23 protein-coding genes and 1 pseudogene are annotated in these 24,838 nt (G+C 46.4%); 11 read left to right on the top strand and 13 right to left on the bottom strand.

Annotation, left to right across the window (positions count from 1 at the left end):
• The 3 genes from HA49_RS13720 (at window position 1) to HA49_RS13710 (ending at window position 2,918) form a co-directional block, all read left to right on the top strand.
• Window positions 1–993 (top strand): fimbrial protein, encoded by a 993-nt coding sequence (locus HA49_RS13720; RefSeq protein ID WP_038018445.1) that lies wholly within the window; start codon window positions 1–3, stop codon window positions 991–993.
• A 21-nt stretch (window positions 994–1,014) separates the two neighbouring features.
• Complete coding sequence (locus HA49_RS13715) at window positions 1,015–2,349, top strand: GlcNAc-transferase family protein (RefSeq protein WP_038018442.1); 1,335 nt, start codon at window positions 1,015–1,017, stop codon at window positions 2,347–2,349.
• Between the two features lie 80 nt (window positions 2,350–2,429).
• A complete protein-coding gene (locus tag HA49_RS13710; RefSeq protein WP_038018439.1) occupies window positions 2,430–2,918 on the top strand; it encodes a DcrB-related protein in 489 nt (162 codons plus the stop codon).
• 490 nt (window positions 2,919–3,408) lie between these two features.
• Here HA49_RS13710 and HA49_RS13705 read toward each other — a convergent pair whose 3' ends face one another.
• Window positions 3,409–3,816, bottom strand: a complete 408-nt coding sequence (locus HA49_RS13705) for a putative T6SS immunity periplasmic lipoprotein (RefSeq protein ID WP_038018437.1) — start codon at window positions 3,814–3,816, stop codon at window positions 3,409–3,411.
• Between the two features lie 670 nt (window positions 3,817–4,486).
• Between HA49_RS13705 and HA49_RS21265 the strand changes: the two are divergent.
• The 7 genes and pseudogenes from HA49_RS21265 (at window position 4,487) to HA49_RS13670 (ending at window position 11,108) form a co-directional block, all read left to right on the top strand.
• Window positions 4,487–5,344, top strand: a pseudogene (locus tag HA49_RS21265) (IS5 family transposase).
• Between the two features lie 269 nt (window positions 5,345–5,613).
• A complete protein-coding gene (locus tag HA49_RS13695) occupies window positions 5,614–6,279 on the top strand; it encodes a dUTP diphosphatase (RefSeq protein ID WP_038018434.1) in 666 nt (221 codons plus the stop codon).
• 1 nt (window position 6,280) lies between these two features.
• Window positions 6,281–7,183: a phosphoribosyltransferase-like protein gene (locus HA49_RS13690; protein ID WP_046791834.1), complete on the top strand. Its 903-nt coding sequence runs from the start codon at window positions 6,281–6,283 to the stop codon at window positions 7,181–7,183.
• Entirely contained in the window at window positions 7,183–9,072 is a 1,890-nt protein-coding gene (locus HA49_RS13685; protein ID WP_038018432.1) for an ORC-CDC6 family AAA ATPase, read from the top strand. Before HA49_RS13690 ends, HA49_RS13685 begins: the two co-directional genes overlap by 1 nt.
• On the top strand, window positions 9,017–10,060 hold the full coding sequence (locus HA49_RS21680) for a hypothetical protein (RefSeq protein ID WP_072055939.1): 1,044 nt from the start codon (window positions 9,017–9,019) through the stop codon (window positions 10,058–10,060). The genes HA49_RS13685 and HA49_RS21680 overlap by 56 nt, the downstream gene beginning before the upstream one ends.
• Window positions 10,060–10,272 (top strand): hypothetical protein, encoded by a 213-nt coding sequence (locus tag HA49_RS13675; protein ID WP_038018429.1) that lies wholly within the window; start codon window positions 10,060–10,062, stop codon window positions 10,270–10,272. The genes HA49_RS21680 and HA49_RS13675 overlap by 1 nt, the downstream gene beginning before the upstream one ends.
• Window positions 10,273–10,298: 26 nt before the next feature.
• On the top strand, window positions 10,299–11,108 hold the full coding sequence (locus tag HA49_RS13670) for an N-6 DNA methylase (RefSeq protein ID WP_038018426.1): 810 nt from the start codon (window positions 10,299–10,301) through the stop codon (window positions 11,106–11,108).
• A 431-nt stretch (window positions 11,109–11,539) separates the two neighbouring features.
• Here the strand turns inward: HA49_RS13670 and HA49_RS13665 are convergent.
• Window positions 11,540–12,663, bottom strand: a protein-coding gene (locus HA49_RS13665) for an IS3 family transposase (protein ID WP_169748781.1) whose coding sequence is annotated in 2 segments (ribosomal slippage) — window positions 11,540–12,366 and window positions 12,366–12,663 — 1,125 coding nt in all. Because the reading frame shifts where the segments join, the coding sequence is not laid out codon by codon here.
• Between the two features lie 629 nt (window positions 12,664–13,292).
• On the opposite strand from HA49_RS13665, the gene mutS reads away from it, so the two are divergent.
• Window positions 13,293–15,860, top strand: coding sequence for a DNA mismatch repair protein MutS (mutS, locus tag HA49_RS13650; RefSeq protein ID WP_038018415.1), 2,568 nt, complete (start codon window positions 13,293–13,295; stop codon window positions 15,858–15,860).
• A gap of 134 nt (window positions 15,861–15,994) precedes the next feature.
• Here mutS and rpoS read toward each other — a convergent pair whose 3' ends face one another.
• The 11 genes from rpoS to cysN all read right to left on the bottom strand — a co-directional run bounded on the left by rpoS (window position 15,995) and on the right by cysN (window position 24,828).
• A complete protein-coding gene (gene rpoS / locus HA49_RS13645) occupies window positions 15,995–16,984 on the bottom strand; it encodes an RNA polymerase sigma factor RpoS (RefSeq protein ID WP_038018413.1) in 990 nt (329 codons plus the stop codon).
• Between the two features lie 48 nt (window positions 16,985–17,032).
• Entirely contained in the window at window positions 17,033–18,169 is a 1,137-nt protein-coding gene (gene nlpD / locus HA49_RS13640; protein ID WP_038018410.1) for a murein hydrolase activator NlpD, read from the bottom strand.
• Between the two features lie 159 nt (window positions 18,170–18,328).
• Window positions 18,329–18,955 carry a protein-L-isoaspartate(D-aspartate) O-methyltransferase gene (locus HA49_RS13635; protein WP_038018408.1) on the bottom strand — a complete coding sequence of 209 codons (627 nt, stop codon included), beginning with the start codon at window positions 18,953–18,955 and terminating at the stop codon, window positions 18,329–18,331.
• Window positions 18,949–19,710 (bottom strand): 5'/3'-nucleotidase SurE, encoded by a 762-nt coding sequence (gene surE, locus HA49_RS13630; protein WP_038018405.1) that lies wholly within the window; start codon window positions 19,708–19,710, stop codon window positions 18,949–18,951. The genes HA49_RS13635 and surE overlap by 7 nt, the downstream gene beginning before the upstream one ends.
• The gene (gene truD / locus HA49_RS13625) at window positions 19,691–20,734 is read right to left on the bottom strand and encodes a tRNA pseudouridine(13) synthase TruD (RefSeq protein ID WP_156994655.1); all 1,044 of its coding nucleotides are present in this window, start codon (window positions 20,732–20,734) and stop codon (window positions 19,691–19,693) included. The genes surE and truD overlap by 20 nt, the downstream gene beginning before the upstream one ends.
• 2 nt (window positions 20,735–20,736) lie before the next feature.
• Window positions 20,737–21,216: a 2-C-methyl-D-erythritol 2,4-cyclodiphosphate synthase gene (gene ispF / locus HA49_RS13620; RefSeq protein ID WP_038019408.1), complete on the bottom strand. Its 480-nt coding sequence runs from the start codon at window positions 21,214–21,216 to the stop codon at window positions 20,737–20,739.
• Entirely contained in the window at window positions 21,216–21,932 is a 717-nt protein-coding gene (ispD, locus tag HA49_RS13615) for a 2-C-methyl-D-erythritol 4-phosphate cytidylyltransferase (protein WP_038018400.1), read from the bottom strand. Before ispD ends, ispF begins: the two co-directional genes overlap by 1 nt.
• 11 nt (window positions 21,933–21,943) lie before the next feature.
• Entirely contained in the window at window positions 21,944–22,261 is a 318-nt protein-coding gene (gene ftsB, locus HA49_RS13610; RefSeq protein ID WP_038018398.1) for a cell division protein FtsB, read from the bottom strand.
• 160 nt (window positions 22,262–22,421) lie between these two features.
• The gene (locus HA49_RS13605; protein WP_038018396.1) at window positions 22,422–22,745 is read right to left on the bottom strand and encodes a DUF3561 family protein; all 324 of its coding nucleotides are present in this window, start codon (window positions 22,743–22,745) and stop codon (window positions 22,422–22,424) included.
• Between the two features lie 47 nt (window positions 22,746–22,792).
• On the bottom strand, window positions 22,793–23,398 hold the full coding sequence (gene cysC, locus HA49_RS13600) for an adenylyl-sulfate kinase (protein ID WP_038018393.1): 606 nt from the start codon (window positions 23,396–23,398) through the stop codon (window positions 22,793–22,795).
• Complete coding sequence (gene cysN / locus HA49_RS13595) at window positions 23,398–24,828, bottom strand: sulfate adenylyltransferase subunit CysN (protein ID WP_038018390.1); 1,431 nt, start codon at window positions 24,826–24,828, stop codon at window positions 23,398–23,400. Before cysN ends, cysC begins: the two co-directional genes overlap by 1 nt.
• Window positions 24,829–24,838 lie beyond the last annotated feature (10 nt).

Below are 24,838 nucleotides of genomic sequence, written 5' to 3'. Positions count from 1 at the left end.
ATGATAAGGATATCTCTGCTGCTGAGTATTGGATTACTGTTCGCCAATAGTGCCAACGCAGTCTGTAGGTTTAACTCGGGCGCACGCAGTATTTTTACTATCCCTCCGGCCACTATTCAGATCAGTGCCGATACTGCGGTGGACGGCAGCATACCTATTGCCGAATTTGAGAGCTCACAACTGGGACACGATATTATCTATTCCCATTGTGATATTGGATCTGAATACGGAAAGCGGGTGATCGATCTTCTGGATTACGACACCTCAGAACGTACCTTTAAAACCAATGTTCCCGGAATTGTGATTAAACCGTTATGGCAGAACGGCGACGGAAGATGGGGGCGCTTTCCATCCACCAGTTATATTCCACCGCATGGCGATTCTCCCACCGTTATCTATTACCATCCTTCAATTTCTAAGTTCAAAATTCAGTTTTTTAAAATTTCCGATAATGTACAACTTTCTGATCCTGATGGTGATGTGCTGATTACTCCGGGGGATATTGCCTATACCTATCTGATGAACAGTGATCCGTCTGCATTCCTGACCAAATTAGCAGTCAGTGAAATCCGGCTGGTCAGTACCCCGGTCTGTACGGCTGACAGTGCAAAAACAGTGAATTTTGAGCAGGTTACTCCGGTAATGTTACGTAACGGTGTGGCAAAGAAACTCGATTTCGCCATCAATTGTAAGAGTGATTACGGTAGCTTTATCGCCTCGGCATCACTCACCACCAAAACCCCCTCTGCCGATGCCAGCACAATTCTGGTCACCGATGCAGGCGGCAATACCGATCGGCTGAAGATAAAAATTGAAGACAGTAGTGGTAAAACCATTATGGTCAACGGCAGCAACAGTGAGCAACTGAGCAGCACTGTCAGCCAGAGTGATGCCGAATTCCACTGGACCGCAACCCTGTTACCGGTAGGCAGCACCTCCCCTGTCGCGGGTAACTTCTCGGCCAAAGCCGAGATTGTGTTTGATATTCAGTAAACAGCGATGCAGAGAGCTCTGATGCACACACCTTCCAGGATTTTTGTCAGCATTGCCAGTTACCGCGATACAGAACTGATTCCGACACTCATGGATCTTATTTGTCAGGCGGCGGACCCGCAGGCACTCCGCATTGCGGTTTGCTGGCAGGATGACGCCAGTCCCGGGATCTTTTCACTGGCTGGTTTTCGTCCCTGTCCGGCAGGTATCACTACGGGTGAAAATAGGCTGAGTTTCACCTTTGGCGGGGCCAGTATCCGGCTTTTGCCCTGCCACTATTTTTCTGCCAGGGGGGTCGGCTGGGCACGCCATCGCTGTGAGTCCTTGTATGCAGGTGAAGAATACTTTTTACAGATTGATGCCCATTCTCGCTTTATCTGTGGCTGGGACCAGCAAATGATTCGCCTGCTGGAACAGCTTAGCCAACTGAGCCGCTTACCCGTTCTGAGCGCCTATCCCCCGGCTTACCGGCCTGAGAATGATGACGTCTCTGCCAGAGGAACCACCGTGAGTCGGCTTATTTTCAGGGAGTTTTCTGCGTCAGGGCTGCCGGAAACGAGTTCATTCCCTTTTAGTGCAGAGCACCCTGTCGCCGGGAGTTATCTGGCCGGAGGATTTATTTTCAGTTACGGAAGTTTTGTGCGGGATGTTCCCAATGACCCGGACATTTTTTTCAGCGGCGAAGAGATTGCGATGGCAGTGCGCGCTTTTACCCGGGGTTATGATATCTACCATCCGCATAAAATCCTGCTCTGGCACTATTACCAGCGTCAGGACTCCCCTAAAGTCTGGCAGGACCACACCGATGAGGCCTGCCAGCGAGGAGATATTTCTGTCAGTTGGTGGCAGCGGGACCAGTTATCGAAACAACGGGTTTTAGCGTTGCTCGGACTGAGCTCTGATACCGATATAACACCTGATTATGGCCCCGGAACACTCAGGACCCTGCGGGAATTTGAATACCGCTGCGGCGTCGATTTTCGAAACCGCCTGACACTTCCCGAAGTGACGGCGGAAAATCCCCGGGCCTTCTTCGCCACTCCTCCGGAAAGTGATGCTGCATGGGCAGAGCAGTTCCGTTACGAATACCAGCAACAACTGACGGTGAAAACCACTGACCTTCACTCTGCCGAACAGGAGTACCAGTATTTCCTGCTGGCCGTTTTTGATGCAAAGAATCAGCTGTTATTTAAAACCGAATTGTCACCTTCTCTGCTGCCATTACTCCCCGATAATCCACCGGCACAACTCAACATTGCCTTCCGCGGAAAGTCAGGACATCCCCCCGACACTATCCGTTTATGTGGCTGGCAGCCGTTAGCTGGCTGGGGGCCAGTGACAGAATTTCGTTGGTGAAAGACAACAATCAGACAAACCACGCCGGTAGCCAGTGAGCATACCGCCGTTAATTCACACATGCTTTCAGGAAAAATACCATGAACACACAACCCATCTCTTACCCCTTGCATGAAGGCTGTTTCCTGACACTGTCTCCGGCGACGGATCAAACGATTAATATTTTGAGCTTTATCGATCCGGAACATCATGCCTATGACATTATCGTCAACCGGGCAGAACTCAAACCAGACGAAACGGTAGATGACTTCCTGAATGCCCAGGCCGAAAGAATGCAACGCTTTACCCCGGGATATACTCCGGAACCAGAGCAAATCCGTCATCAGATAGGTCCGGCGCAATTACCAGTGGTTCAGACCGCCAACAAATATCTGCATCAGGGGAAATGGATGAATCAGATATCTTCTGTCATTACCCTGCCCGCCGACCCACAGCGTAATCCACAGCAACGAAAACTGATTATTTTTACCCTGGCCAGCCACGGAGAATTTACCGATGCCCAGCGTCAGCACTACCGCCGGATGATCAATAGCTTTACGCCAGAGCAGTCATTACCCACAGACTCATAATCAGTGGCAGGCGGATGACCATGGTAATGGTACAGATAATGATATCGATTGATTGAAAATCGATATCATCATGGAAAGCTCTCTTAATTATCGGTTCTGGCAACTTATGGTTCTGATTCGTTTGTTCTGCAACATGCTGACACCTGGCACAAAAACTATTCTTCACTAATTTTGAAGCAGTAATAACATTCACCGGGGAATGCAATGGTTAATCACATATAAAACAGGGATTATCTTAATTACATTGCAATAGTTATCTTAGGGAGCACCGATGGTAAAGAGTTTATCCACATAGATAGCAGAGCATTTACTGTAAACGGTGCGACAAATAGCATTTCGGGATAACAAACTGATAAGCATATAAATTATTAGCTAATTACTCATAAGCATCCCCCCCTTCGGACTCAGACTTTATAATTTCAGTGGAAAATATATTCATCAGCGGAAGAAAAATCCGCTGATGTCTGAAGATAACATTCCACGGACATCGTTAATTTATATCCTTCACCTGTAACCCGCCATTATCTCTCCACACAGAAAAAGTAACGCTATAACTATTTCCGTTTTTCATCATGCGCCCTTCTTCTGTCCTTAGGGTATTCACAGAGAACACATATGACTTACCGGGTTCAAAGGTAAAACCGAAAACAGAGAGGCATTTATCCGGATATAACTCAATTTTATTTTCCAAAGCGAACGCCTTGCTTATCCTGTTTTCACTATTACCAGTCTCACTGATAGTTAATAAAGAGATGCTTTCGTCTTTTGTATCTGGCAGCGTAATACAAACTCTGTCGTCAACCACACTCACCATAGCCCGATGAATTTCGGGGCGCGGATCATTTATATGACAGGAAGTCATCAATAAAACCGGAATTAATACAAATATCTTATTCATCGTATTACCCGCTATAACAGGGATGCCGGCAATAAAGCCCTGTATTGCGAAATGGTATTAACTTCTGATTCCCCCTGAAATCCTGCCTGGTGGCCAACTTCCCTTTCCATAACATATCCTTTATCAGAGATACAATCACGATAATAACGAATAAAGAATAAACCTTTTTTTAAAGAAACTAAACAGAAGCGAAGTTTTTCAGAATTTAGCGCGAAATTTTAAAATACAAATGACTGAAAGCTATTTTCATCGAACGATGCGTTGCAGGTGACCCGCTAGCCTTCGGTTCTGAAGGGTACTGGCTTTTTTTTGTCCGGCTTCCCGTCATTGCACGTGCTTTACACGACAAAGGTTTGCCTGTCGGTTTATCCGTCATATAAGATCCATTTCAGGGACTCCCCCTGGCGCAACCTTTACTGACCAGCAGGGTTTAAGCGACTTTTTATGAGACAACATGATACTCAATGATAATAACTAAAATCACAATTTACCTAAAATTCAATGGAATACATAAATTATGTCTATGACTGACAACAAAAACTGGCTTTGTTAAATAAATCGAAATTTTGCTGAATTGAAGGATCAGAGCACGCATGATCCTGATAATGCAGGAAGTTCCATGGCAAAGCAGAAGTTCAAAATCACTAACTGGTGCCACTAAAATAAGGCCCTGGTTAATCGAAGTTCCCTTATGATGAGGCGATTCAGGCCAGGTATGAGTCAGCAATACCCGCCTCATGCGGACGGCCTCAGCACTATTCAGACCTTACCATCACCACCGTTCTGGTGAATAAATGCGTATTCCGGCTGACCCTGCGAGCGCGCAGGCTTTATTGATTCAATTTTTTCCCTGATGGGTGTCCCACTGCGCTGCCCGTACTACAGCAGCATCAGCTAACTGGCAAAGTCGGTGAATGTCAGTTCTAAAGCGCCGACACGGGTTGAAATAGTCCATATGATGATTGATTCCACAGGGCTGAAAGTCTTTGGCGAAGGTGAGTGGAAAGTCAAAAAGCACGGCAAAGAACGCCGTCGTATCTAGCGTAAACTGCATTTGGCTGTTGATACGAGTACACATGAAGTCATCTGCGCGGACCTGTCACTGAACAACATCACGGACGCTGAAGCTTTCCCGGCGCTTCTCTGGCAGACCCATCGAAAAATCAGGTCAGCGGCGACGAACGGCGCTCACGATACGAGACGATGTCATGACGAACTGCAGCGCAAGAAAATCAGCGCGCTTATCCCTCCCCTAAAGGGAGCGGGTTACTAGCCTGGTGATTATGCAGCCCGTAATCATGCTGTTGCCAATCAACGACCGGGCGGGAGCAATGCCCGGTTGAAATGGACAACGGATTACAACCGTCGGTCAATAGCGGAAACGACGATGTACTGGGTAAAGCAATTGTTCGGTGGTTCGCTGACACTGCGTGACTAGAATGCGTAGGTTGCAGAAGCTATGTCCATGTTGCGTACGCTGAACAAAATGACTAAGGGAGGCATGCCAGAAAGCGTACGTGTTATCTGACGACTGCAACCGACTACGAAGATGCCTGCCCCAAATCTGATTTGTTCAATAAAGCCATTTAACATATAAAAGTTAGTATAAAACCAACCTCTAGATATAGTTGCAATTACATATATAACAAATGTTATTATAACTATAATGTTAATAGATCTAACCAATTGAAACAAATGACTTATTTCAAAAAAATCAATATTTTCGCCTTAGTTGTTTTAAATCAAAATACTATGTAAACTTGAGCAACACTCTAGTTATCGTCCCTAAGGATAAACATGACAGATTCCATACTCACAAAATCTCAAATTCAACTAATGCTGAATTTGCAGGATTCAATAAATTCTGTAATTGATCAGACTTGGCGGGAAAAGGAACATCCATGGTATAGGGCAGTATGGACAGAATGTGCCGAAATGTTAGAACATGTTGGTTGGAAATGGTGGAAATATACTGAACAAGATATTGGGCAAATACATTTAGAAATAGTGGACATATGGCACTTCGGTTTAAGTGAAATGTTGATGAAAGAGGATGTCGAATCAATTAGTAATTCTATTTTATTAAATTTTAAAAACTTCACTATCAAGACTGAAGAAAATGACATAGAGAGTTTAAGAGCAAGCATAGAGAATTTTGCGCTTTTCACCTTGAAAAACAAAAAATTTTCAAAAGAATTATTTGTGAATATTATGATTAAAAGCAATCTTAATCCATTAGAATTATTTAAAATGTATGTTGGAAAGAATACACTTAACAAGTTCCGCCAAGATCATGGTTATAAAACTGGGGAGTATATTAAAGTCTGGGAAGATCAAGAAGATAATGTGTGGTTATCAAAAATCACAGCGCATATCCCTCCATCAGATGATGATTATGCTAATAAGATTTATAACTCACTAGAGAAAAAATACACAAGTATTAAGAATAACATCGGCAAATAAAATGAATACACAAAAAGAAAAATCCAGCTATTTGAGGACAGTCCAACTTTGGCCTAAAAGTGGGGTTTTCTCACCCGAAGAATGGTTGAGCAATTTTTGTGAAAAAGATCTTTGCTTTGCAGTTAGATTACTTGAGGGATTTACATTCTATTCCACAGAGCTAGTTGAATCGATGTTTAAAAGCTCCTTTCTAAATCTTTCACAGCAAACAATAAAAAACAAAGATAATTTAAAAATAGCCATTCGTTCATGGGGATACTTCATCGACAATATTATTGTAGTCAGGGTTACTGGTGAAAGACCAAATGATACTGATAGTGGTTATGCCTTTTCAAGGATGGCTAGAAATATATTAAATATCCCTCAAGAGAGAATTCTCTCACCAGAATCAGCTTTAGATTACATCGCCAGAGGCAATACCTGCGATGTTGTCTTTGTAGATGATTTCGTTGGATCAGGTCAGCAATTCGTTACTCTCTGGGATAGGGTTTACAAAATATTAGGAAATGAAACCTCATTTTTTAATATTAGTTGTTTAAGGACAGATATCAATTTTTATTATTGTCCTGTAATTTGCACAGAATATGGAATGAATACAATTTATAGCAAGTGTAGAAATATAAAAATATCGACAGCTCATATATTTGGTGAACAACAGTCATTGCTAAGTGCAAATTCTTCTATCTGGAGAGATGATATGAGAACCAGCGGTCCAGAATTTCTGGAACGAGTTAGCATCGCAGCAGGAATACCTGATAAAGATGGAGATTTTGGTTGCTGGAGAGGGTTTCACAAACTAGGCTTAGCATTAGCTTTTGAACATGGATACCCAGATGCTACTGTGCCCCTCTTCTACCACTCATCAAAAGCATGGAAGCCACTCATTAAAGGAGGTGCTTTATAATGAGTTATTCAAGTAGCGAAGCCATAACTAAAATAAATAAATCCTTAGGCCTATACAAAGCTGAATGGCTTAATGAAGCAATATTTGATCTTTTTAATGAACCCGTTTACTTTGATGAATTAAAAACACACAGGCCTTGCCTTCTTATAGGTGGGCGAGGAACGGGAAAAACAACTGTGCTTAGAGGTTTATCATATGAAGGACAATATGCATCTCTTTCTACAGATAAAAATAAAATAGCTGACTGGCCATTTTATGGCATGTATTACAGGGTTAATACCAATAGAGTTACAGCTTTTCGTGGACCAGAAATTGACGAGTCGAGTTGGACTCGCTATTTTTCACATTATGTTAACTTAACATTTTGCAAACAAATTTTAGATTTTATAAAATGGTACAAGGCAGTCACGAAATGTAATGTCGAATTAAATAAAACGTCTATTAAAATGGTATGTTTGAGTTTAGGAATTAATGAAGTTCTTACACTTGAAGAGCTTTCTGAGGAATTAGAATACAGTATTATTGAATTTGAAATCTCCGTTAACTCAATTATAGACACCCCACCCAAAAACCTATCGATTCTTTCAGCCCCAATAGATTTATTGACAAAATCATTGTGTTCCCTATCAATATTTAGAGGTAAACAATTCTATTTTTTAATAGACGAATTCGAAAACTTCGAAGATTATCAACAAATAATCCTCAATACCATTATAAAGCATTCTAATAACTACTATACATTTAAAATAGGAGTAAGGGAATTAGGGTGGCGACAGCGAGGAACATTAAATGCCAACGAATCTTTGATTTCTCCAGCAGATTATGCACGAATAAGCATTTCAGAAAGGCTTCAAAAAAATAACTTTGAGTTTTTTGCAAAAAAGGTAATTACAGATAGATTAAAGAAAGAATTTATTGAAGTTGATGAAAAATTCATTGATCCTACACTATTGTTAACATCTATCTCAGAAAGAGAAGAGGCTGAAATCTTAGTTGGGCCTGATGATTATAATAAAACATTAGATAACCTTTCCACTATAGTGAGTAAAAAAGACTTAAGTAAAATAAGTACTATAGAACGAGGTATGCTAGGCTTCCTTAAATACTTATCACCAGATGATGATACTTATGCACTTAAAGAATATGCTTTTAAATATCTTAGAGATCCTTCTTTACTTAGAAATGAAATAAATAATCACTTTTATGCGTATCTCTTTACTCTTAAAAGGGGAAAGACTGGTGTAAGAAAGTTTTACTGTGGATGGGATGTCTATTTACTTCTTGCAAATGGAAATATTCGATATTTAATTGAATTAGTTCATGCGGCTTTTATAAATCATATTGAAAGTGATGGTATCCTTTTCGAACCAATAAGCCCAAAGATCCAAACTGATGCGGCAACACAAATTGGCAAGAAAAACTTATCTGAACTTGAAGGATTGAGTGTCGATGGTGCAAAGTTAACAAAACTTGTTCTCAGTTTAGGACGAATTTTTCAAGTAATGGCATCTGGTGGTAAAGGACACTCGCCGGAGGTTAATCAATTTCATATAAAATCTGATAGTACAAGTTCTGAATACAATGAAGCAGTAAAAAACATATTAAAACAAGCTGTTATGCATTTAGCATTAGAAAGAACACCAGGAAATAAATTAATTCAATCGCAAGAAATACAAGAATATGATTACAGATTACATCCAATATTCTCTCCATTTTTTAACTTTAGTCACCGTAAAAAGAGAAAATTCCCTTTGGATGAAAATCAGTTCATAAATCTCATTGACAATCCTGCCCCTACTATAAAAGCAGTATTGAAAAAAAGAAATATTTCCGATGATGAAAGTCTCCCTGATCAACTTAATCTTTTTGGATCTTTTTATGCTGGATAACAAAGCACATCCTATTTTAACTAGCACATTTGAATCAAGTCAGGATTTTGTTCCTGAACAAAACTCCATATATATATTTGGAAGGTCCGGTGAGGAAAGATCAAAACATATAGATTTCGGCTACAAAAACACTTACAATATAGCATTTAAAGAAATATTTTCGGAAAACCTTTATACTTTCACTTCAGAAGATGATAATGAATTTTATTTAAGATCAGAAAGAAGTATATTGGAGTTCATTGGCTTGGTAGAAATAAATCAATGTATTTACATTGACATTACGGGGCTAACTCATTCTGTTTGGGCTAGATTGATTCAGGTATCACTTTATCAGAAATACAAAGTAAGAGTAGTTTATGTTGAGCCAGATCAATATTCTAGAAGCTCGGCTCCGGTCGAAGGTCAAATATACGATTTAAGTGAAAAAATTCAAGGAATCGCTCCGTTAACAGGATTCGCAACTATTACTGATGATTCCGAAAAAGACTTTCAATTCATTCCTCTATTAGGGTTTGAAGGAACAAGACTATCTTTTATTTCTGAACAAGTGCAACCCAATAATGAAAAAATCATCCCAATTATTGGAACCCCTGGTTTTAAACCTTGGTATGTTTTTGAAAGCTACTTAGGAAATAAGAAATTTCTTCTTGAAACTGAGGCCTGGCAGCATGTTCGTTATGCACCTGCAAATTGCCCATTTAGTTGCTTCTATCTTTTGGAGGAAATTGCTAAGAGTCATAATACCAGCCGAATAAAAATTGGGCTACTAGGGACAAAACCACATGCCCTTGGTGCAGTACTTTTCTCATTGACATCAGAGACTAGTATTGAGCTAATCCATGACCATCCTATTAGAAAAGCCTCACGAACCGATGGTATTGCAAGACTGATGGTTTATCACATTTCATCACTTTTCGATGGTTTACATCCCGTGTATACTGTGAATAATGACCTTAATAAATTTAATGTTTCTCGCTTAAAAAAATAATGAATGATGCTCACTTTACACCGGATAGTTTAGCTGCTGAAATGTTGAGCTATCTGCCTGTTGAATTTGAACCTGAAATTATAGCTGACTTTGCCGCAGGTCATGGTAGTTTGCTGAAAGCTGCCAATCAAAAATGGTCAAAATCAACAATTATTGCCAATGATATATGTAATGATAATTTCTCTGTCTTAAAAAAAACAAAGGATGGTTAGTTTCAAAATCAAACTTTTTACTTCCTATGTCAAGGCAAAGCGCTTTTTATTCTAAATTTATTGGAAAAGTTGACTTGATAATATTAAACCCGCCATTCAGTGTCAGGAGAAGAGAGTGGTTGAGCTGGAAAGATAAAAACTCTTCTTTAACTATAAAAGCGAGTTACTCTGCGATATTTACACTGTTATCATTGAGTTACCTGACCGAAAATGGCAAATTACTGGCTATTTTACCTAGTGGTGCACTTGAAAGCCACCGTGATTCACCTGCATGGGATATTATAAGGAAAAAATGTACCGTTGAAGTGATTAAAAGGAATCATAGTAATACATTCAAAAATGTTACAGCGAATACTGTCATTGTTTTAGTTAGTAAGTTAGAGTTAAAAGAACTGCCTTATACAAAAACAAACGAGCCTCATCAATGTCAGGCTCCTAAAAAATTCGAAATCATTCGAGGTTCACTGCCTGTTTTCAAAGCTAAAATCGTTAGCAAAGGTATCCCTTATGTACATACTACGAATCTATTAGAAAATAAAGTAAAAACAAATCAATATGTCACAAAAAATAGAAGCGTTATCACAGGCCCTTCACTATTAATTCCAAGAGTTGGAAGGTGTAATGAGAATAAGTTGTGCATTCTGAAAAAGAGTGAAACCGTTTCAATTTCTGATTGTATCATCGGAATAAGCCACAGTGATGAAGAAATGGTAAAATCTCTTTTCTTGAAAATCAAAGAAAATATTAATCACTTATTGGAATTGTATGTTGGAACTGGCGCTCAGTATATAAGGGTAAAGGATTTATCAAATTATATAGATACCATAAATTTGTAAAACCATTTTAAGCAAGGGCTAACAGAGCGATACTCAGTTGCCTTGCTTTTTCCGCCCTTCGGTTGAAAAAGAAAGAACAAAGCCTCCCCACAATCAAATGCCAATCCTTTGAACCTATTGATATTCATAGTATTTATTACATATATCATAAGGATTAGCTATAGAACCTAAATATCAAAAGGAGTTGATATGGAAATGTAAGTAGACCTGTTTTAGTTCCTGACACTTTTTGAGTGTTTCCTGTTTTTTGATCTCCCTCAGTGTCAGGATAGTTGTCACCCCCTCTGAAAAATCAATCTGAGGGCATGGAGTGACAAATGAAGCGTATTTCCCCTGAACGGAAAACCAGCATACTGGCCAAATTGCTACCGCCCTACAATATGACCGTAGCCGGGTAATCCCCCCATTTTTAACGGAGGTAATAAGTAGAATCAGGCCATACGCTGAATATGCTGCATCGGTGTAAACCCGTTCAGTGCCATATTCGGTCGTTGGTGATTATAAAAATATTGCCATTTTGTCGCATATTCCTGCAATTCATTTAATGACGAAAAAAGGTGCTGACCAGGCCAGTCATAACGTACTGTCCGGTTATAACGCTCAATATAAGCATTCTGCTGCGGTTTTCCCGGCTGAATAAAGTTGAGTCGGATATCTTGCTGTTTAGCCCATGTCATCAGTGTATTTCCTGAATACTCAGGACCATTGTCACAGCGAATTGATACGGGTTTTCCTTTCCATTCAATGATCTGCTCCAGTGTTTTTATGACGCGGATAGCCGGGAGTGAAAAATCAACCTCAATCGCCAGTGCTTCGCGGTTGAAATCATCAATCACATTCAGCAGACGCCCAGAACGCCCATCTGATAGCTGATCATGCATAAAATCCATAGACCAGCTTACGTTACCGCTTTCAGGTACAGACAATGGCTCAGGCTTTTCACGTTTTAACCGCTTTTTAGGCTTTATACGCATATTAAGCGACAGTTCGCGATAGATACGATAGATCCTTTTGTGTTTCCATCGAAATCCTTTCACATTACGTAAATACAGGTAACACAGCCCGAACCCCCAGTTTTTCAGACTATCGGTAATCCGAATCAGCCAGTCAGAAATTTGCAGATTATCCCTGCGGAGTACGGGCTTATAGCGATAACAACATTCACTGATAGCAAAGATCCGGCAGGCCTGACGGACACTGACTCCCTTAAAAGTGACTGCATACTGCGCCATCGATTTCCGGTCGGACGGCCTCACCACTTTTTTGCCATGGCTTCCTGAATGATTTCAGATTTAAGCCGTTCTTCGGCATACATCTTTTTGAGACGACGGTTTTCCTCTTCCGGGTCTTTCAGACGGGACATAAGGGCAGCATCCATCCCGCCAAGCTTCGAACGCCATTTATAAAAACTGGCACTGCTGATGCCATGTTCCCGGCACAGTTCAGGAACCGGGGTACCCGCTTCCGCCTGCTTAAGAATGGCGATTATCGGGCTGTCAGTAAAACGTGACCGGTGAGCTTCGCTGCCCTTCGGGTCATAAAGATCCCCCTGAATTCAGGTTAGTAGAGAATTCTAATTATGAACACACCAATTTTTCGGGGGAGATTACCCACTGAATGAAGTACGGGAGATCACAGATCGCTTGCTGGCGGAATACAACAGCGAACGACCTCGTTAATCCCTGAATAACCTGACGGAGTGAGAATACCGGCTGATGGCTGAATTAATTTACTACAACGTTTTACCGCCATTAATAACAAGGTTTGCGGCAAACGTCCGGGTTTTGCCTGTGACAGCTGACGGGTTACCAGGATAGTATAAGGGACAGGAAAAGCGTCTGACAGACGAAGCGTTGCAGGTGACCCGCAAGCCTTCGGTACTGAAGCGTACTGGCTTTTTTTTGTCCGGGGCTCCCGTCATTGCACCTGCTTTACACGACAAAGGTTTGCCTGCCGGTTTATCCGTCATATAAGATCCATTTCAGGAATCGCCCCCTGACTTAAACAGGCAAAATCCCGGGGTTCTGGCCTGATGTCGGTGGTGGGTTTACCGGGCGTTATACCCCCCTGGCGCAACCTTTGCTGACCAGCAGGGCTTAAGCGACTTTTTTATCAGACAACGTGATACTCAATGATAATAACTAAAATCACAATTTATTTAAAATTCAATGGAATACATAAATTATGTCTATGACTGACAACAAAACCTTAGATTCGCACACCCCGATGATGCAGCAGTATCTGCGCCTTAAAGCAGAGCATCCGGAAATTCTGCTGTTTTACCGGATGGGGGACTTTTATGAATTATTTTACGACGATGCCCGTAAGGCATCGCAGTTACTGGACATTTCGCTGACCAAACGTGGGGCTTCTGCGGGTCAGCCGATTCCGATGGCCGGGGTACCCTACCATGCGGTGGAAGGCTATCTGGCAAAACTGGTTCAGTTAGGAGAGTCTGTCGCCATCTGTGAGCAGGTGGGCGACCCGGCATTAAGTAAAGGTCCGGTAGAACGTAAGGTAGTACGTATTGTCACCCCGGGAACCATCAGCGATGAAGCGCTGCTGAATGAACGCCAGGACAACCTGCTGGCCGCGGTTTATGCCAGTCCGAAAGGCACCGGTTACGGTTATGCCACGCTGGATATCAGTTCGGGGCGTTTTTTACTCAGCGAACCGGAAAATGAGGAAGCGCTGGCCGCTGAGCTGCAACGCACCAACCCTTCGGAATTACTCTACCCTGAAGATTTTACGGCCATGGCCCTGATAGACGGGCGACGTGGACTTCGCCGCCGTCCGTTATGGGAATTCGAAACAGATACCGCCCGGCAGCAACTCAATCTGCAGTTTGGCACCCGCGATTTACGTGGATTTGGGGTGGAAGAATCACTGGCTGGCCTGCCGGCGGCTGGTTGTCTGTTGCAGTATGTGCGTGATACCCAGCGGACCTCTCTGCCCCATATTCGTTCGCTAAGCATGGTTCGACAGCAGGACACCATTATTATGGATGCTGCGACCCGCCGCAATCTGGAGATTACCCAGAATCTGGCCGGTGGTACTGATAACACTCTGGCCGCAGTGTTGGATAAAACGGTCACGCCAATGGGCAGCCGGATGCTGAAACGCTGGCTGCATATGCCACTGCGCGATCCGCAGGTGATCCTGGGTCGCCAGGCCTGTATTGCCGAATTACAGGATCTCAGCGAGCAGTTGCAGCCACTGCTGCATCAGATTGGCGATCTGGAGCGGATACTGGCTCGCCTGGCATTACGCACCGCCAGGCCCCGTGACCTGGCCAGGATGCGCCATGCTTTTCGTCAGCTTCCGGAAATTCAGCAACTGCTGGCGGGGGTCACCAGCCCACGTTTAACCACCCTGGCGCAGCAGAGTGGTGAGTTCGCTCTGCTGCGTGAACTGCTGGAACAGGCCATTATTGAATCCCCGCCGGTGCTGGTCCGTGATGGCGGAGTTATCGCCCCCGGCTATAATGCTGAGCTGGATGAATGGCGGGCACTGGCTGACGGTGCGACCGATTACCTGGATAAGCTGGAAATTCGGGAGCGCGAAAAACTCGGTCTGGATACCCTGAAAGTCGGCTTCAATGCCATTCACGGCTACTATATTCAGGTGAGCCGTGGGCAGAGCCATCAGGTTCCGATGCATTACGTGCGTCGTCAGACACTGAAAAATGCCGAGCGCTACATTATTCCTGAGCTGAAAGAATACGAAGATAAAGTTCTCACTTCCAAAGGCAAGGCGCTGTCTCTGGAAAAAGCGTTATATGACGAACTTTTTGACCAACTGCTGCCGCATCTTGAAGCGCTGCAACTCAGTGCCAGTGCTCTGGCCGAACTGGATGTGCTCAGTAACCTGGCTGAGCGGGCACAAACGCTGAATTATTGTTGCCCGCAACTGCAGGAATCTCCGGGAATAACTATCCGTGAAGGACGCCATCCGGTGGTTGAGCAGGTGCTGAAAGAGCCGTTTATTGCCAACCCGCTGTCACTCTCTCCGCAGCGCCGGATGCTGATTGTTACCGGACCTAATATGGGCGGTAAAAGTACCTATATGCGTCAGACAGCGCTGATTGCGCTGCTGGCCTGGACCGGAAGCTATGTGCCGGCAGATACCGTGACTTTGGGCCCTATTGACCGGATTTTCACCCGCGTGGGCGCTGCCGATGACCTGGCTTCCGGCCGTTCCACCTTTATGGTGGAGATGACCGAAACGGCTAATATTCTGCACAATGCTACGGCACACAGCCTGGTGTTGATGGATGAGATTGGCCGGGGGACTTCAACTTACGATGGCTTGTCACTGGCCTGGGCCTGTGCCGAGAATCTGGCTAACCGCATTAAAGCGATGACTTTGTTTGCCACCCATTACTTTGAGCTGACCACATTGCCGGACAGCCTTGAGGGAGTGGAGAATGTCCATCTGGATGCGATGGAACATGGTGACAGCATTGCTTTTATGCACAGTGTGCAGAATGGTCCGGCGAGCAAAAGTTACGGGCTGGCGGTAGCGGCTTTGGCCGGAGTACCAAAAGATGTGATAAAACGGGCCAGACAAAAACTGCGTGAACTCGAGCAAATTTCGGCTCAGAACCCTCCTTCACATGCCGATGGTTCTCAGCTAAACCTGCTGACCAGTGAGATCTCACCTGCCGTAGAGGCACTTGAAGCCTTAGACCCGGACAGTTTGTCGCCCCGCCAGGCACTGGAGTGGTTATACCGGTTAAAAAATCTGGTCTGAATCTGTAGTGGCTGCGCTTAACACTTAACCGCAGCCAAAAAGAAAGCAGCCTGTTGAAACAGGCTGCTCTCAGTTTTCATCATCAATGATAAAGGATTGTTTCGCGAATACACATTCCCTGTTAACTGTCCATGTTACTCGCGAAATAACGCTTCAATGCTCAAACCCTGTCCCTGTAGTATCTCCCGCAACCGGCGTAAACCTTCCACCTGAATCTGACGGACACGTTCACGGGTTAAGGAAATTTCCTGGCCGACATCTTCCAGAGTCGCTGCCTCATAGCCCAGCAAGCCGAAACGTCTTGCCAGAACCTCACGTTGTTTTGGATTCAGCTCGTACAACCACTTCACAATGCTCTGTTTCATATCATTGTTCTGGGTACGATCTTCCGGTCCGGTATCGTTATCATCCGACAGGATATCCAGCAACGCCTTATCAGAGTCTCCACCTAACGGGGTATCTACTGAGGTAATTCTTTCGTTTAAGCGCAGCATCCGGCTGACATCTTCAACGGGTTTATCCAGTTGCTCGGCAATCTCTTCGGCACTTGGCTCGTGGTCAAGTACGTGAGCTAATTCCCGCGCAGTACGCAGATAAACGTTCAGCTCTTTCACGATATGAATCGGCAACCGGATGGTCCGGGTCTGATTCATAATCGCCCGCTCAATAGTCTGGCGGATCCACCAGGTCGCGTAAGTGGAAAAACGGAATCCGCGCTCCGGATCAAATTTTTCTACCGCGCGAATCAGGCCAAGGTTTCCTTCCTCGATCAGATCCAGCAACGCCAGCCCACGATTACTGTAACGACGTGAGATTTTTACAACTAACCGCAGATTACTTTCGATCATCCGGCGGCGTGCAGCCACATCCCCGCGCAGTGCTCTGCGTGCGAACAGCACTTCCTCTTCAGCTGTCAACAGGGGTGAATATCCAATCTCCCCCAGGTAGAGCTGGGTTGCATCCATAACCCGTTGATTACTTGTCTGAGATAGCAGGTCATCATCCGTAACTTCATCATCTTTAGAGTCATTTGCTACCAGTGCAGTCTCATCGAAGGTCTCATTACCATTCTCATCAAACGCATCTTCATGTAACTCATCAACTTTAAGTGTATTCTGGCTCATCAATGGCTCCTCCCCTTATCCCGGGCAGAGCCATTTCAGCTCTGCCTGTTAACGTTGCGGTAAATAGCGCAACGGATTGACGGATTTCCCCTTATAACGAATTTCAAAGTGCAATCTTACTGAGCTGGTACCGGTACTGCCCATGGTTGCAATTTTTTGTCCTGCGCTCACTTCCTGTTGTTCGCGGACCAGCATCGTATCGTTGTGTGCATAAGCACTCAGGTAATCATCATTATGTTTAATGATGATCAGGTTGCCGTAGCCCCTGAGCGCATTACCCGCATAAACAACACGACCTGCAGCTGTAGCGACAACTGGCTGTCCCCGGGAACCGGCAATATCAATACCTTTATTGCCGCCTTCGGAGGCAGAGAAATTGTCAATAATTTTACCTTCAGTCGGCCAACGCCATCCGGTGATTGGCGCTGAACTGGCTGAAGTACTGCTGGCCGTCGGTGGATTCGCTGGCGCGGTAATCGGTGCAGAAGCACTTCCTGTGACCAGTGGTTTTGACGGCAGCAATTTACTGCCACTGCTTACGGTACTGCTTGTTTCGTCATCAGAATCTTCAGAGTACGTAATTACTGGCTGCTGCGCAACCGTGCGAGGAGTAGGTGTCACCGATTGATTTTTGGAAGGTTGAGAGGAATCAGCTATCGAAATAGCATTGCCACCGGTAATCGGCTGACCGGAACTGTTACCTACCTGTAATACCTGGCCCACACTCAGGCTGTAGGGAGCCGCGACATTATTGCGTTGTGCAAGATCGCGGAAATCATTGCCAGTGATCCAGGCAATGTAAAACAGGGTATCGCCCCGTTTTACTGTGTAGGTAGGTCCATTATAGCTGCCTTTCGGAATATTCCCATAACTGCGATTGTAAACAATATGGCCATTTTCGGTCCGGACCGGAGCTTGCGCCGGTACAGCAGAGGAAGATTCGACGCGCGGTGACGCCGCCGTCATCCCGTTACCGGGGCCAGAGGGAACAGTGCTGTTCATCTGAGGCGCGGCAGCACGCCCGGAATTGTTAAGCGGAGCGCTGCCGCTATGTCCACCTGCAGTACCGCCAATGGCGGAAATTGGGGCCTGATTATTTTCGGAACTGCATCCTGCCAGTACGGCCGCGGCGATAGCCATTACCGCAAAACGGCGAAATTGAAATAGTGTGCTTCCCGTGATCATTTTTCCCCCATGATAACAAGCGGAAGAGTGATGACCAGCCACGGGTACAGAAGGCCTTCCTTCTGCCCGGTCGTGACGGCCACTTAAAGGGCGGGTGGTACTGACAATCCTGACAGTGCCACGCTACGCGATAAAGTAAAGTTCAGTAAATCATTAATATCAGGCCAGATCACCCTGAATCAGGGGTACAAAACGTACAGGTTCGATGACATCGTCGATGAAATTATCCCCTGAACGTTGAATGCGTCGTAATACCTGATGCTCATCCCCCACCGGCAGAACCATCACGCCCTGTTCACTCAGTTGCCCGCACAAGGCTGCCGGAATCTCCGGGGGTGCTGCGGTTACAATAATAGCATCAAATGGACCACGGGAAGGCCAGCCCAACCAGCCATCGCCATGGCGGGTAGAGATATTATGCAAATCCAGCTGCTTTAGCCGCCGTTTTGCCTGCCACTGCAGTCCTTTAATCCGTTCTACAGAATAAACATGATCCACCAGATGAGCCAGGATGGCTGTCTGATATCCTGACCCGGTACCAATTTCCAGTACCCGGGACCGGGAAGTCAGCCCAAGCAGCTCGGTCATTCTTGCCACCATATAAGGCTGAGAAATCGTCTGGCCATAACCAATCGGTAATGCATTGTTGTCCCAGGCCTTATGTTCAAACGCTTCATCGATGAAATGTTCCCGCGGGACGTCGGCGATGGCACGTAAAATATGCTCATCAGTGATTCCCTGCTTACGCAGCAATGTCAGTAACGTTTCAATGCGTTTGTTCAGCATGGCAATGCAACCTCAGCCAGTTCCAGCCAGTCTGCCAGTTTTTCCTGAGCACGATGTGCAGTCAGGTCGGCATCCAGTGCGGTAATTGAAATGTAACCTTGTTCAATAGCCGAAAAATCCGTATCCGGTCCGGCGTCCAGAACCCCGGCCAGTGGACCAATCCAGTAGATAGTTTCACCGCGCGGATCTTTCTGGGTAATGACCTGGTCAGAAGGATGCCGCCGGCCACATCGGGTGACCCGATAGCCCTTAATCTCCTGCATCGGCAGATCAGGGACGTTAATATTCAGAATGCGTCCGGTGCGTAACGGTACACGTTGTAAAGCCTGTAAAATCGCGCAGGCGGCCGCAGCAGCCGTGGCATAGTGAGTCTGTCCGTTGAGCGAAATCGCCAGCGCCGGTAACCCCAGGTGGCGTCCTTCCATCGCCGCGGCCACAGTGCCCGAATAAATAACATCATCACCCAGATTCGGCCCGGCATTGATGCCAGAGACGACAATATCCGGTTTTGGCTGCATCAGTGCATTCACCCCCAGAAAGACACAGTCGGTTGGGGTGCCCATTAATACCGCAACATCGCCATTGCTGTGAGTAAATGTTCGTAACGGTGACTCCAGCGTCAGGGCGTTTGAAGCACCGCTGCGGTTGCGGTCCGGAGCGACAATCTGTACCTCGGCCATTTTCCGTAACTCACCCGCCAGGACCTGGATGCCCGGGGCAAATACCCCGTCGTCATTACTCAGCAATATCCTCAAACCCACCTCCTTGTTGTAAAAGTTCACGGACAATACTGGTGGCAAAGCTCCCCGCAGGCAGCCAGAAATCCAGTTGTAGCGTAGTCGTGTCCAGCCAGTGCCAACGCAACTCTTTCGGAACGACCAGCATGGCTCGTCGTGCAGCGTCCACTTTTTCTTTGACCAGCAATGCACAAAGCTCAGAGTGTCTGTCCAGAATCTGTTGTTCGAAACTTAAGGCTTCAGCCTGTGGACCTGCGGAACCTTTGCCTGCCAGCGGTGCGGTCAGGCGAAGTTCTCCCTGCTGCAACCGCTGGCGCACATCATCGAGCTCTTCGGCTGTCACAACAAACCAGCTTCCCCGCCCGGACAGCTGTACGCAATCTCCTTCAACCAGGGTGGTCAAATTTCCCTGAGCAGCCAGCCGTGCACTGGTTACCTGATTAAACATAGCACTTCGCGCCGCAGAGAGAAGCAAACTACGCTTACTGCGATCACGAACCGTGATTTCTCCCCTCGCCCACTGGCTGGCCATGGTCAGATTATGGCCGTTACGACCAAATCGTTGCTCACCGAAATAGTTCACCACCCCGTCACGGGCAATCAAAGACAGCCGCTGTTCTGCAGCCGCCTGATCACTGACCTGGCGAAGTATCAGGCTGAATGCATTTCCTGCCAGCGCACCCGTGCGGATTTTACGTTTGTGACGGCTGACCTGCAGGATTTCACAGCCCTCCAGCACAAAACCACTCATATCCGGCATATCTTTACCCGGTAAGCGCAGGCAAAACGTCTGTTCAGTGACCGCATGACGATCTTTCATCCCGGCAAAACTGACCTCTCTGGCCGGAATTTTCAGATATTTTGCCAGCGCATCGGCCACAAAGCGGGTGTTACACCCGGTTTTACGTAACCGGACCAGTAACTGCTCGCCTTCGCCATCAGGTGAATAGCCCAGGTCTTCGGTGACCCGGAAGTCTTCAGCTACCGTTTTTATCAAACCTGATATCTGCGGCTGACCATGCAGATACAGGAGGTCATTCATGTTCATTTTCCGGTCACCGTCAGTAATGCTACAGCTTCACAGGCAATGCCTTCACCACGCCCGGTAAAACCCAGTTTTTCGGTGGTGGTGGCTTTCACATTCACCTGGTCCATATGGCAACCTAAATCTTCAGCGATGTTGACCCGCATCTGGGCAACATGTGGCAACATTTTTGGCGCCTGGGCGATAAGCGTGATATCCACATTGCCTATCTGATATCCTTTGCTACTGATCCGTGACCAGGCTTCGCGCAGCAGCCCACGGCTGTCGGCGCCTTTAAATGCCGGGTCAGTATCCGGAAACAGTTTGCCGATATCTCCCATCGCCACCGCGCCCAGCAATGCATCGGTTAAGGCATGTAGCGCCACATCACCATCCGAGTGTGCAATAAATCCACGGTCAAACGGAATTCTGACTCCGCCTATCACCAGCGGGCCTTCTCCGCCAAATGCGTGAACATCAAAACCATGGCCGATACGCATCATGCGTTCTCCTCTGAGTGTATGCGGGTTAAAAAGAATTCTGCCAACGCTAAATCTTCCGGCCGGGTCACTTTAATATTATCACTGCGCCCGTAGACCAGTTGCGGATGGTAACCACAATGTTCGAGTGCAGAAGCTTCATCGGTGATCACCGCCCCTTCATCTATCGCCCGCTGCAGGCAATCTGCCAGAAGTCGGTACGGAAACAACTGCGGGGTAAGCGCATGCCAGAGGTCTTCGCGGTCAACGGTATGGGCAATCAGCGGGTTACGCGGTTCAGCCCGTTTCATGGTATCGCGCACCGGAGAAGCCAGTATGCCTCCTGACTTGCTACTGAGAGTCAGCTCCAGCAGGCGTTGCAGGTCGTCAGGATGCAGACAGGGTCGCGCCGCATCGTGAACCAGTACCCATCGGGCATCATGAATGGCTTCAAGACCCGCACGCACAGAATCAGCACGCGAATCACCGCCGGTGACGGTACGAATTCGTGGGTCAGCAGATAACGGCAACCTGAAGAATTGCCGATCATCGGGATGCAGGGCAACCACCACCTGTTTTATCGCCGGATGGCTTAGCAAAGACACAATGCTGTATTCGAGCAAAGTACGTTGGCCAATGGTCAGGTATTGTTTTGGACGATCGGATTGCATCCGGCTACCGATGCCGGCGGCCGGGACTACAGCAATCACATCCGGAAGGGATACGGTGCTATTCATTATTGTCTTTTTTATCGTTGTTGGTTTGGCATTGCGGATTGCGCGTTGCGTTTATTTTGCTCTGGCACCAGACGATAGAAAGTTTCGCCGGGTCGTATCATTCCCAGCTCATTACGTGCCCGCTCTTCGATAGCTTCAGAACCACCGTTCAGATCATCGATTTCAGCGAACAACTGATCATTTCGCGCTTTCAGTTTGGCATTGCCAGCCTGCTGAACCGCCACTTCCTGATTTACTGTGGTGTAATCATGAATACCGTTTTTACCGAGCCACAGCGAGTACTGTAGCCAGCCAAGTAAAACCAGTAACAATATTGTCAGTTTTCCCATCCCCGCCCCCTGAAAAACGGCTCAATCATCCCATAACTTTTGGCAGGACTCCACTGTGGAGAGAAAAATGTCGTGTTTTTCATGATAATTCAGACGGTGGGACCGTGAAACCCGGGCGACAAAGGCAGTTTTTTTGTCCCGCGGGAACCGCGGCTGATGGCTATTTCCAGCCAGCAAGGAAGGAAAATAACACCCAGAAAAATGAAATCACAATCAGAAGTGTGAATATCAACGTCCGGACCAGGCGGTTATTAAACCAGATACTGAGGGCAATCCCCGTAATGACAGAGACCGGAAGCAGTGCCAGAAAGAAAGGCCAGGTATACATAAAGAAGAACAACACGCTGGCACCGAAATAGAAAAACGGTGTCGCCAGCGCCAGAAGATACGCAAAAAAGCCGATGATCCCCCCGGAAAGAGAAGCCGCCGGCCGCTCTACGGGGGTATCATGTTGTTTGGCTGGTAAGGTCGTCACGTTCTGCATATCAATCCTGTCAGTAACCGTCGGGGTCTGAGAAACGCCCCGCCGTCTTAAAGATCGATAATATCCTGCCTGCGCAGTAGATCGATGATTTCCTCGCTCAGTTTTGTAACTAATTGTTCGCCATTCAGGTGCAATTCCGGTTGTTCCGGCACCTCATAAACAGCATCTATCCCTGTGAAATTGGTCAGTTCACCGGCACGTGCTTTACGGTAAAGTCCTTTCGGATCCCGTGCTTCGCAGATATGTAGCGGGGTATCCACAAATACCTCGATAAACTGCCCCGCTTCCAGTAATTCTCTGACCATCTGCCGTTCGCTACGGTGTGGCGAGATAAAGGCGGTGAGTACCAGCAGCCCGGCATCTGCCATCAGTCTGGCGACTTCACCGACACGGCGGATATTCTCTTTCCGGTCGGCATCACTAAAACCAAGATCACGGCATAAGCCATGCCGCACATTGTCACCGTCCAGCAGGAAGGTGTTTACCCCGGCCTGAAACAACTGCTGTTCAACCGCATCTGCCAGCGTGGATTTACCGGACCCTGACAGCCCGGTGAACCACACCACTGCACCACGATGACCCTGTCGCTGTTCACGATCCGCACGGGTAACGGTGTGCGGATGCCAGACTACATTTTCATCATGTTCCGCCATTAACGGCCCCCTGAAATATCGCGGGCACCCCAATGCGGATAATGTTTACGAATCAACGCATTTAATTCACGCTCAAAGGCACCGTATTGCTGTGCATCCTGTGTCTCAGGCGTATTACGCAGCGCAAATACCATCCCTGCCCCGACGGTCACATTAGTTAACCGGTCGATAAAGATCAGCCCGCCGGTCACCGCATTTTGGGCATACGCATCAATCACCACTGGCTCATCAAAAGTCACAACCACACGGCCAATTCCGTTAAGTGGCAGTTCGTCCACTTCAAAGGTTTCCAGAGTGTTAATGTTCACCTGATGCAAAATACTATCAATGGTGGCACGGGCCTGTTTGCCCGCCACTTTCACCTGATAACTGCTACCCACTTTAAGGGGTTGTTCCGCCATCCAGACCACATCAATCTCTGCGCTTTGAACCGCCTGCAAAGTATCTTCGGCATCCAGCAGCAGATCGCCACGGCTAATATCAATTTCATCAGCCAGCACCAGCGTAATCGCTTCCCCGGCGTAAGCTTCGGTCAGATCTTCATCAAAGGTAACAATCCGCGCGACCGTCGATTTTACGCCCGAAGGCAACACTTTGACCTGCTGGCCCACCCGAACTTGTCCTGACGCCAGCGTACCGGCATAACCACGAAAATCGAGATTTGGACGGTTAACATACTGAACAGGGAAGCGCATGGCCTGCTGTTCTGTGTCGCGGCGTATTTGTACGGTTTCCAGAATTTCCAGCAGCCCCGGACCGTTGTACCACGGCATATTTTCGCTGGTACTGACCACGTTATCGCCGGTCAGCGCGGAAAGCGGGACAAAACGAATATCCAGGTCATCCGGTAGCTGACTGGCAAAATCCAGATAGTCGGTCTGAATGTTGTTGAAAACTTCCTGGCTATAGTCCACCAAATCCATTTTATTCACTGCCACAATCAGATGCTTAATCCCCAACAGCGTGGAGATATAACTGTGACGACGGGTCTGATCCAGTACCCCTTTACGGGCGTCAATCAGTAAAATAGAGAGATCACAGGTAGAGGCACCGGTGGCCATATTGCGGGTATACTGTTCGTGTCCCGGAGTATCCGCAATAATGAACTTACGCTTTTCGGTCGAAAAATAGCGGTAAGCGACATCGATGGTAATCCCCTGCTCACGTTCGGCCTGTAGACCATCGACCAGTAATGCCAGGTCGAGTTTCTCACCCTGAGTACCATGACGTTTACTGTCATTTTGCAGTGAAGAGAGCTGATCCTCATAGATCTGCCGGGTATCGTGTAACAGGCGACCAATCAGGGTACTTTTTCCGTCATCGACACTGCCGCAGGTCAGAAAACGCAGCAGGCTTTTATGTTGTTGTGCAGTCAGCCAGGCTTCTACGCCACCCTGATCGGCAATCTGTTGTGCTAATAATTCATTCATGGCAGTCTCC

Source organism: Tatumella morbirosei, assembly GCF_000757425.2.
GTDB lineage: Bacteria > Pseudomonadota > Gammaproteobacteria > Enterobacterales > Enterobacteriaceae > Tatumella > Tatumella morbirosei.
The sequence above is the reverse complement of the archived record's forward strand: the minus strand, read 5'-3'. Positions and strand labels throughout refer to the sequence as shown.

Bases quoted from the DNA above. Each gene is read 5' to 3' on its own strand.
- HA49_RS13710 (WP_038018439.1), top strand. From the start codon at position 2,430: ATGAACACACAACCCATCTCTTACCCCTTGCATGAAGGCTGTTTCCTG.
- HA49_RS13685 (WP_038018432.1), top strand. From the start codon at position 7,183: ATGAGTTATTCAAGTAGCGAAGCCATAACTAAAATAAATAAATCCTTA.
- HA49_RS13690 (WP_046791834.1), top strand. From the start codon at position 6,281: ATGAATACACAAAAAGAAAAATCCAGCTATTTGAGGACAGTCCAACTT.
- HA49_RS13670 (WP_038018426.1), top strand. From the start codon at position 10,299: ATGTCAAGGCAAAGCGCTTTTTATTCTAAATTTATTGGAAAAGTTGAC.
- cysN (WP_038018390.1), bottom strand. From the start codon at position 24,828: ATGAATGAATTATTAGCACAACAGATTGCCGATCAGGGTGGCGTAGAA.
- HA49_RS13635 (WP_038018408.1), bottom strand. From the start codon at position 18,955: ATGCTGAACAAACGCATTGAAACGTTACTGACATTGCTGCGTAAGCAG.
- HA49_RS13705 (WP_038018437.1), bottom strand. From the start codon at position 3,816: ATGAATAAGATATTTGTATTAATTCCGGTTTTATTGATGACTTCCTGT.
- ispF (WP_038019408.1), bottom strand. From the start codon at position 21,216: ATGCGTATCGGCCATGGTTTTGATGTTCACGCATTTGGCGGAGAAGGC.
- HA49_RS13675 (WP_038018429.1), top strand. From the start codon at position 10,060: ATGAATGATGCTCACTTTACACCGGATAGTTTAGCTGCTGAAATGTTG.
- ftsB (WP_038018398.1), bottom strand. From the start codon at position 22,261: ATGGGAAAACTGACAATATTGTTACTGGTTTTACTTGGCTGGCTACAG.
- truD (WP_156994655.1), bottom strand. From the start codon at position 20,734: ATGAATGACCTCCTGTATCTGCATGGTCAGCCGCAGATATCAGGTTTG.
- cysC (WP_038018393.1), bottom strand. From the start codon at position 23,398: ATGGCGGAACATGATGAAAATGTAGTCTGGCATCCGCACACCGTTACC.
- nlpD (WP_038018410.1), bottom strand. From the start codon at position 18,169: ATGATCACGGGAAGCACACTATTTCAATTTCGCCGTTTTGCGGTAATG.
- HA49_RS13695 (WP_038018434.1), top strand. From the start codon at position 5,614: ATGACAGATTCCATACTCACAAAATCTCAAATTCAACTAATGCTGAAT.
- ispD (WP_038018400.1), bottom strand. From the start codon at position 21,932: ATGAATAGCACCGTATCCCTTCCGGATGTGATTGCTGTAGTCCCGGCC.
- HA49_RS13605 (WP_038018396.1), bottom strand. From the start codon at position 22,745: ATGCAGAACGTGACGACCTTACCAGCCAAACAACATGATACCCCCGTA.
- rpoS (WP_038018413.1), bottom strand. From the start codon at position 16,984: ATGAGCCAGAATACACTTAAAGTTGATGAGTTACATGAAGATGCGTTT.
- HA49_RS21680 (WP_072055939.1), top strand. From the start codon at position 9,017: ATGATGAAAGTCTCCCTGATCAACTTAATCTTTTTGGATCTTTTTATG.
- mutS (WP_038018415.1), top strand. From the start codon at position 13,293: ATGTCTATGACTGACAACAAAACCTTAGATTCGCACACCCCGATGATG.
- HA49_RS13720 (WP_038018445.1), top strand. From the start codon at position 1: ATGATAAGGATATCTCTGCTGCTGAGTATTGGATTACTGTTCGCCAAT.
- HA49_RS13715 (WP_038018442.1), top strand. From the start codon at position 1,015: ATGCACACACCTTCCAGGATTTTTGTCAGCATTGCCAGTTACCGCGAT.